Origin of the sequence: Mesorhizobium sp. M7A.F.Ca.CA.001.08.2.1 (assembly GCF_003998455.1) — a bacterium.
Lineage (GTDB): Bacteria > Pseudomonadota > Alphaproteobacteria > Rhizobiales > Rhizobiaceae > Mesorhizobium > Mesorhizobium ciceri.
On the sequence record NZ_RZPW01000009.1, the window covers coordinates 21179 to 27337 of the forward strand.

6 protein-coding genes and 2 pseudogenes are annotated in these 6159 nt (G+C 60.4%); 6 read left to right on the top strand and 2 right to left on the bottom strand.

The genetic code is table 11. The features are described 5' to 3' along the window. Positions 1 to 44: 44 nt before the first annotated feature. Positions 45 to 218 (bottom strand): annotated as a pseudogene (locus EN914_RS40095) (IS21 family transposase); the annotation flags it as partial. A 642-nt stretch (positions 219 to 860) separates the two neighbouring features. Here EN914_RS40095 and EN914_RS01385 point away from each other — a divergent pair. Beyond that, positions 861 to 1160: a helix-turn-helix transcriptional regulator gene (locus EN914_RS01385; RefSeq protein WP_245497796.1), complete on the top strand. Its 300-nt coding sequence runs from the start codon at positions 861 to 863 to the stop codon at positions 1158 to 1160. Continuing rightward, entirely contained in the window at positions 1150 to 2466 is a 1317-nt protein-coding gene (locus tag EN914_RS01390; RefSeq protein ID WP_024505832.1) for a type II toxin-antitoxin system HipA family toxin, read from the top strand. The genes EN914_RS01385 and EN914_RS01390 overlap by 11 nt, the downstream gene beginning before the upstream one ends. A 556-nt stretch (positions 2467 to 3022) precedes the next feature. On the opposite strand, the gene EN914_RS01395 is transcribed toward EN914_RS01390, so the two are convergent. Further along, positions 3023 to 3295, bottom strand: coding sequence for a hypothetical protein (locus EN914_RS01395; protein ID WP_127218629.1), 273 nt, complete (start codon positions 3293 to 3295; stop codon positions 3023 to 3025). Positions 3296 to 3645: 350 nt separating this feature from the next. Here EN914_RS01395 and istA point away from each other — a divergent pair, with 350 nt between their 5' ends. The 4 genes and pseudogenes from istA to EN914_RS01415 form a co-directional block, all read left to right on the top strand. After that, positions 3646 to 4461: an IS21 family transposase gene (gene istA, locus EN914_RS01400; RefSeq protein WP_164756507.1), complete on the top strand. Its 816-nt coding sequence runs from the start codon at positions 3646 to 3648 to the stop codon at positions 4459 to 4461. Then, positions 4454 to 5152 carry a Mu transposase domain-containing protein gene (locus EN914_RS01405; protein ID WP_127218625.1) on the top strand — a complete coding sequence of 233 codons (699 nt, stop codon included), beginning with the start codon at positions 4454 to 4456 and terminating at the stop codon, positions 5150 to 5152. The genes istA and EN914_RS01405 overlap by 8 nt, the downstream gene beginning before the upstream one ends. Next, a pseudogene (locus EN914_RS01410) lies at positions 5152 to 5440 on the top strand (ATP-binding protein); the annotation flags it as partial. The gene EN914_RS01405 and the pseudogene EN914_RS01410, both read left to right, overlap by 1 nt. 192 nt (positions 5441 to 5632) lie before the next feature. After that, positions 5633 to 6159: hypothetical protein (locus EN914_RS01415; protein WP_164778640.1), on the top strand; the 527-nt coding region annotated here is incomplete at its 3' end.

Below are 6159 nucleotides of genomic sequence, written 5' to 3' on the forward strand. Positions count from 1 at the left end.
CTCGGAGGCGGTTCAGCTGAAGCCCACGTGCGCCTGCCAAAGGCGTCGCAGACGATCGCCCTGGTGACGCCGCCGAAGAAGGCGAGCGCCCGCACCTGGCCCTCGATCCAGTCCGGCAGCTTCTGGCTGGACCTGGCAAAGGCGAAGGTCAGATTGGAGGCGCCCAGCACCGCGACAACTGTTCGGCAAAGCGCCGACGCAATGTGCCCCGTGTTGGGCGTTGCACCAAGGTAAGGCAATTCCTTGTTCTAAATCCTCTCGCTGGCCAGTAGCCCTCGCGGCAGGCCTTGCGCCGTGCCTCGACGCCGGACCAGACCCTCCAGTTCCTCCGCTCTGCTGCGGAGCCAGCGCCTTGAGCAGCGGCCAACCTGGACTCGTCCCGTCCTCCAGAAGCAAAATGTTACCCAGATGCTTGTCCACCCTGACCCGAGCCATCCTCCTGCACGCTTTCGCCGTTGCGCGCGACGAAGACCGCAACGCTTCATCGCGCTTGGCGACTCATGCGAGGCGTCTCATGGCTGTCCGCCATCCAGCGCCAGATCTCCGCCTGGCCCGAGGCGCGCAGAGCTGGCCGGTTGTGCAGGAGCCGTCGGCAATATCCGCCTTCCTCGTTCGGATGGGTAACGCCGGCGTCTCCCGTCGCATTCTATCTCGCTTTCCGAACGTAGCCGTGATGCGAACTCTTGCTGCATACAAAGCCGAATCAGGGGAATTAGGGTCATACAATACGGAGTCTTGACTTTGGCAGTCGCTCTGTGACATTACCTATATAAGGGCCGAAAGAAGGCGATATGGATCATGTATAGGTCACAGAGACCCGAATGACGGCAACGCATAAACGCACCTATTCGCGCTACGCGATGGAAGCGCTTGGCCTTTTCGGTAAGACCGTCCGGCTTGGCCGGATGCAGCACCGGTTAACCGCACAGGAGTTAGCCGAGAGAATCGGTGTTTCACGCAGCACCCTGCAGCGCATCGAGAAGGGCGATCCCAAAGTCGAAATCGGACTGATGTTCGAAGCTGCTGCCATTGTCGGTGTGAAGCTGTTCGATGCCGACGGCAATGGCATCACAGCCCTCACAGGCCGCATGGACGATCGCATCGCGCTGCTGCCGAAGCACGTCTACAAGGCCGGCAAGCAGATCGTCGATGAGTTCTAAGGTCCCTAAGTACGACGAAGCCTATGTCTGGGTCTGGCTGCCGGGCGAGACCGCGCCGGTTGTCGCCGGGCGGCTATATGCCCATGACGGACTCGTCAGCTTCAACTATGGCAGGAGCTTTCGTGAACTGGGCAGCGCGATCCCGCTTTATCTCCCGGAACTGCCCCTGAAGGCAGGCGAATTGCCTTTGCTTCCTGGCCTAACCATGCCGGGATGCATCCGCGATGCTGCCCCTGATGCCTGGGGACGACGGGTTATCCTAAACCGCAAATTCGGTGTGAAGGGCGATGAAATCGCGCGGCTCGATATTTCAGAACTGACGTTCTTGCTGGAATCAGGCTCGGACCGCATCGGCGCGCTCGATTTTCAGTTTTCGCCCACGAACTACGAGCCGCGCGCACTGGCCAATGCCACTCTCGAAGAGCTTGTCCAATCGGCGGAGCGGGTAGAGAAAGGTATTCCGCTCACCCCCGAATTAGATCAGGCGCTGCATCACGGCAGCTCGATCGGCGGCGCAAGGCCAAAGGCGCTGATCGAGGACGGCGCCGTCAAGCATGTCGCGAAATTTTCCTCGTCTGCCGACCTTTACAGCGTCGTCAAAGGAGAATTCATAGCCATGCGGCTTGCCGCCTTGTGCGGCATCAGAGCGGCATCCGTCTCGCTCGTTCGCGCCGCAGGCAACGACGTGTTGCTCGTCGAGCGATTCGACCGGATCAAGGTCAGGGGCGGCTGGCAACGCAAATCCATGGTCTCAGCGCTGACGATGCTCGCACTCGATGAGATGATGGCGCGTTACGCCAGCTACCAGGATTTGGCGGAGATCATTCGCCACCGATTCACCGCGCCGTCGGAAACTCTGCGCGAGTTGTTCAGCCGCATTGTCTTCAACATACTTTGCGGCAATACCGACGATCATGCCCGCAACCATGCGGCATTCTGGGACGGGGCTAAGCTCACCCTCACGCCTGCGTACGATATTTGTCCGCAGGCCCGCAGTGGCCAGGAGGCCAGCCAGGCCATGCTCATCAGCGGCAATAACCGCATGAGCCGGATAGCGTCCTGCCTTGAAGCCGCGCATCACTTCCTGCTCAGCGCGCCGGAAGCTCTTGCGATTGTTGAAGGCCAGCTTCGATGCATTGCGGAGAATTGGCCGCGTGTCAGCGAGGAAGCTACGCTATCCGGCACAGATCGCAATCTGTTCTGGGGCCGACAGTTCCTCAATCCCTACGCTTTTACGGCGCTGGAAGGAAGCGCCGACGTTCTCCGCGCTCTGGCTGACGAACTACGCAACAGTGTTCACGCCTGATCCGGCGCTGGGTTTCGGACAAGCTCGGCAAGCGCAAGACGCCCACAATTTGACAACCCTTGCCGTGCCAGGACGAAGATTGAACAAACGGCTCTTCAACAGTGACAACGTGCACTGCGGAGAGATGTGGAGCTGAAACCGCAAAAGCCCAAGACGCGCGACTTCCCGCGATACAACTCCACATAACAGAGCGTCTACAAGCGGTGCAGCCAGCCAAACATCCAGCCATCAAAGCGATGATCGTCTGATCTTTTGCCGATGACATCACGTCGGGGAAGACTTGTTCGAGCGCTTATACCGCATCGTTAGTTTCAGCCCGAGTGGCCTGGCCATCGACTGATGGTGGCGATGTCAACACCCGTTTTGACGAGGTGGATGGCCGTCGTGTCCCGCAAAGGGCGATGATGGATGCTTTTTTTCCGCCAGGGTGGTTCCTTCGCCCGCAGCCATGTGTGCGCAGCAAGTATCGAACACCGAACCGGGTGAGCAGTGTGGGGCGGTCGTTGCTTTGCTCGGCGGGACAGGGCGATACCAGACGAAGGTCACAATCGAAGATTCAGGATCCCTGAACTCGTGCATCCGTATTGAACATCAGCGAAAACAGAGCGTAATCCCGCTGTCCAGAAGGCGTGCGGCGGTCGATGCGCGCCAGGACGCTCTTGAGTTCCGGGCTCTTCGAGATATTCGACAGGTGCCACCCGCGCGCCCTCTTGAAGGGAAGTGTCACCACCAGTTGCAGCGTATCCATATTATTCGGGTGCTCCGAGATCAGGAACCGCGCTAAGGTATGCATCGCCGCCAGCCTTGCATTGCGGGTCGCAACTGCCACGCTCGACCTCAAGTGACGTGAGAAAGCTGCCGATCCTGTCGGTATTGATGTCGGAGACCGCTTCTTTCAACAATATCTTCCCGCTCTCCGCGGCATGAGCCCGTGGCATGCTTCGGCCCACTGCGATGGATTGATGTTTCTTCATGCCACAACCTCGCTGACGAGACCGCCGAAAGCCCCTTCAAAGCGGTCGGTGGCGATCTCTCTCAGCTTTGGAAGGTAGTGCATCGATTTTTCGTGAATGAGGACGCTGTTTAAGGGGTGATTTTCGTCCAAACGGGACCCTTAACGATGGGGTCATCAAGATGCCTCCGGTTTGATCGGAGGCATTTGTGTTTTGGATGTTGGTTTTGGAGACGATTGCAAAGATACGTCGGCTGTCGCTGGTCCAGGGGAAGTCGATCAAAGCGATCTGCCGTGAGCTGAAGATCTCGCGCAAGGTGGTGCGCAAGGTCCTGCGTTCTGAGGAGACGGAGTTCCGCTACGAGCGCAAGCACCAGCCCTATTCCCGCATGGGAGCTTGGCGTGAGACGCTGGACCGGCTGCTGTCGGCGAATGCGGCCAAGCCGCAGCGGGAGCGGCTGACGCTGATCCGGATCTTCGAGGAGCTTCGCGGCCTCGGCTATGACGGCAGCTACAGTTCGGGGTGGCGGCATGCGCAGAGCTCGGCGGCGGATCGCGGCAGCGCCGTGGCCGAGGCCTACATTCCGTTGAGTTTTGCACCTGGCGAGGCCTACCAGTTCGACTGGAGTCACGAGATCGTCCTGCTCGACGGCGTGACAGTGAAGGTCGCGCACATGCGGCTCTCACAGCCGCATGTTCTTCGTGAGGGCCTATCCGCGCGAGACGCAGAAGATGGTGTTCGACGCGCATACCGGGCATTCGCCTTCTTCCGTGGCGCCTGCACGCGCGGCATCTACGACAACATGAAGACGGCGGTGGACGCGATCTTCATCGGCAGGGACCGCCGCTACAGCCGCCGCTTTGCGCAGATGTGCGGGCATTACCTTGTCGAGCCGGAGGCCTGCACACCGGCGGCCGGCTGGGAAAAGGGGCAAGTCGAGAACCAGGTCGGGCTGGTGCGCGAGCGCTTCTTCACACCGAGGCTGCGCTTTAAGACGTTGGAGGATCTCAACGGCTGGCTGGACGACAAATGCGTTGCCTAATGCCAAGGCGCGTCGGCATCCCGAACAGGGTGAGCGCACGATCTGGGACGTATTCGAAGAAGAACGCGCCAGCTTCATTCCCTATGCCGGTCGCTTCGACGGCTACCATTGCATTCCCGCGTCGGTGTCGAAGACCTGCACGGTGCGCTTCGACAACAACAAATACTCGGTGCTGTCGAGCGCCGTCGGTCGGCCGGTCGAGATCCATGCTTATGCCGACCGCATCGTCATCCGCCAGGATCGCGCGGTCGTCGGCGAGCACGCACGCTCTTTCGGCCGCAACGAGGTCGTCTACGATCCCTGGCACTACGTGCCGGTGCTGGCCCGCAAACCGGACGGCCTGCGCAACGGCGCGCCTTTCCGGGAATGGGTTCTGCCATCAACCATGGAGAAGGTGCGCCGCAAGCTAGGGGCGGCCGATGACGGCGACCGGCAGATGGTGTCGATCCTCACCTGCGTCCTGACCGACGGATTGAGCGCGGTCGAGAGCGCCTGCCAGGAAGCGCTCGAGCATGGCGTCTGTTCGGCGGCGGTGATCCTCAACATCCTGGCCCGCAGCCGCGATCCGGCGCCGGGCACGATCCTTTCCATTCCCCAGGCCCTGCCGCTGGCTCACGAGCCGGTCGCCGACTGCGCCCGCTATGACAGTCTCAGGAGGACAAACGGAAACGCACCGAGGTTCTGGAACTGATGGGGGCGCTGAAGCTCTACGGGATGCGCAGCGCCTATGACGAGATCATGGGCGTCGCCATCAAGCACGGCACGAGCCGCCCAGGACTCGTCGGTGATCTCTTGCAAGCCGAGATATCGGAGAAGCAGGCCCGCTCCATCAAATACCAGTTCGCCGTCGCCAAGTTGCCGCTGGCCAAGGACATCGACGACTTCGACTTCGCCGACACGCCGGTCACCGAACCCCTGATGCGCGATCTCGCCCGGCGGCGCCTTCGTCGCCGATCAGCGCAACATCGTCCTGGTCGGCCGCCTTCACGGGTCACCCAACTCGCGCGGAAGGTCGACCTCATTGCGACGGGCGCGTGTCGACTTCCCAACCATGTCAGACAGGAGACACAACGCTATCGGAGCGATCGCATTGTCCGAAACGATTTTCCCAGTTGGCACGACGGTTGCGGTCCTATGCGCAAAAGCAAACTAGACCTGAGAGCCGCACCCCATGAATGTAGCCTCCGAACCTCTCCCGCTTGTGGCGCACCACGAAGCCGGGCACGCGGTGGCCGCCATCGTTTTGAAGCGTCAGATGTTCGACGACGACCGTGAATTCCCTGCTTTCTCAAGTGTTAGTATTTACCCCGAGCCCGGTGACGGGGATTACCATGGTGTTGTCATGGGCGACGCTTTTTATTCAGCGCAAGGGTTCACCTCGAAGCGAAAGCCGATTTTCGAGGACGATATGGATCGATATTTGGAACGCGATGGTGCGATCCGGGAGATAGTTATGTGTCTGGCAGGTCCTTTTGCAGAATCCGCATTCGAAGGCTATCTGGACCCGCGCGATATGGCGATGAATGCGTCCGACGCGAATGAGGGGAGCAGCGACTACGCGGATGCCAAGCGAATCTATGGTGAGTTGCGGTTCCTGATGCCGCGCCGCCCCGGTTGGAGGCGGATCGAAGATCGCACGGCCCGGCTAGTACTCGATCACTGGTCAGCCATCGAAGCATTGGCCGCGCATTTGCTGGT

Excerpts from the sequence above, each read along its gene's own strand:
- EN914_RS01385 (WP_245497796.1), top strand. The coding sequence starts at position 861 with ATGGAAGCGCTTGGCCTTTTCGGTAAGACCGTCCGGCTTGGCCGGATG.
- EN914_RS01390 (WP_024505832.1), top strand. The coding sequence starts at position 1,150 with ATGAGTTCTAAGGTCCCTAAGTACGACGAAGCCTATGTCTGGGTCTGG.